This is a genomic window from Hymenobacter agri, from assembly GCF_054778495.1.
Genome location: NZ_BAAGZM010000925.1, coordinates 1 through 1,211 on the forward strand (window position 1 = coordinate 1; position 1,211 = coordinate 1,211).

The window sequence follows — 1,211 nt, forward strand, 5'->3', positions numbered from 1 at the left end:
CAAAAAGCCCTTCCGGCCGCGCGGCCGGAAGGGCTTTTTGCTTTTGCGCCGACCGGTTCCGAACCGGTCGGGAGTGGTGTGGGACTACTAGGAGTCAGTTCCAGCACATCCTGGGACCGGGTGGATGGGCTTTAGGTAGGTATGCCTAGCTATGGAAGGACAAACGTAAAGAAGTGTTTCATGCGCAGAAAAGGAAAACGGGTTAGAATTTGACATCGAAGCGGCCGTTGCTCACGCGCAGCGTGTCGCAGCCGCCGGGCTCGTAGAGCACGAAGGCAAACCGGCCGGCGGCAAAGCGCGCCACCGGGTCGAACTTGATCAGTTCCACTTGGCCGGTCTTGACATTATTACCGGAATAATAGCATGGCGTATATCCAGTAACCGCCGAAATAAACTGGTTTATTCCAGGAGTAAATATTGGGAAAGGCTGAAGAAATAATAGAAAATTTTTGGCTGCTTTGTAGTTGTCCATTTAAGGCTGCTGAGATGCTCACCACTTGTGCAACGGCATCCCCATTTAACCTCATTGTTCCTCCTAATAGCCAGCCGATTTAATGATTGCCAGTCGCCATTAGCAGAGGTAGTGTAAAGGGCGATGAAAGCTTTGCCATTGATGAGGTAGGCGAAAGTGCCGGCCCCGGTCTGGGTTTCGGGGGACCGGGTGCTGAGCGGGTCTTTCGGGGGCTGGGGCTGCGGGTTGTCGCGCTTGCAGGTGGAGCACTGCGTGAGCGTGAGCAGGGCGGCGTAGAGCAGGAGTTTGCGGAGCATGGACGGGGGGGGCGGCGAAACCCGTGGTGGAAGGTACGCCCATCGAGGGGCAAACCTAGCCGGTGGTGCGCCGGTAAAAAAGGACACTTTGCCCCGGTTTCAGACAGGGGTTTTGGTGATTTTGCACCGTAAACACGGGGGCAGTTTTGCGCTTACGATTACTACAATCCAGCTTTGAAGCCTAGTAAAGACGGGTTTGGTCCGGTTTTTCATTGTTCGGCTTAGTCGAAAAGGTCGGGGTGCGACATAAGCCTGATTTAATGCCAAAAAGCCCCGGCTGCTCACGCAACCAGGGCTTTACTAACAGGCAGTGCGGCGCTTGGGCCCGGGCCGCTACTCCACCAGCACGCGCTGCGTCACGCTGGCCTCGCCGGGCACCTGCACCGTGAGCAGGTAGGTGCCGGCGGCCAAGCCGTCGGTGGGCAGGTCGGTGGTGCCGGCGC

2 protein-coding genes are annotated in these 1,211 nt (G+C 57.1%); both read right to left on the reverse strand.

Annotated elements, in window-relative coordinates; all coding sequences use genetic code 11:
• Positions 1-202: 202 nt before the first annotated feature.
• A complete protein-coding gene (locus tag ACYVDE_RS23420; RefSeq protein ID WP_460503937.1) occupies positions 203-328 on the reverse strand; it encodes a hypothetical protein in 126 nt (41 codons plus the stop codon).
• Between the two features lie 71 nt (positions 329-399).
• Positions 400-768 carry a hypothetical protein gene (locus ACYVDE_RS23425; protein WP_460503938.1) on the reverse strand — a complete coding sequence of 123 codons (369 nt, stop codon included), beginning with the start codon at positions 766-768 and terminating at the stop codon, positions 400-402.
• Positions 769-1,211: the final 443 nt, after the last annotated feature.

What these genes read in the sequence shown, in the direction of transcription:
- ACYVDE_RS23425 (WP_460503938.1), bottom strand. Translation starts at nt 768, where the DNA reads ATGCTCCGCAAACTCCTGCTCTACGCCGCCCTGCTCACGCTCACGCAG.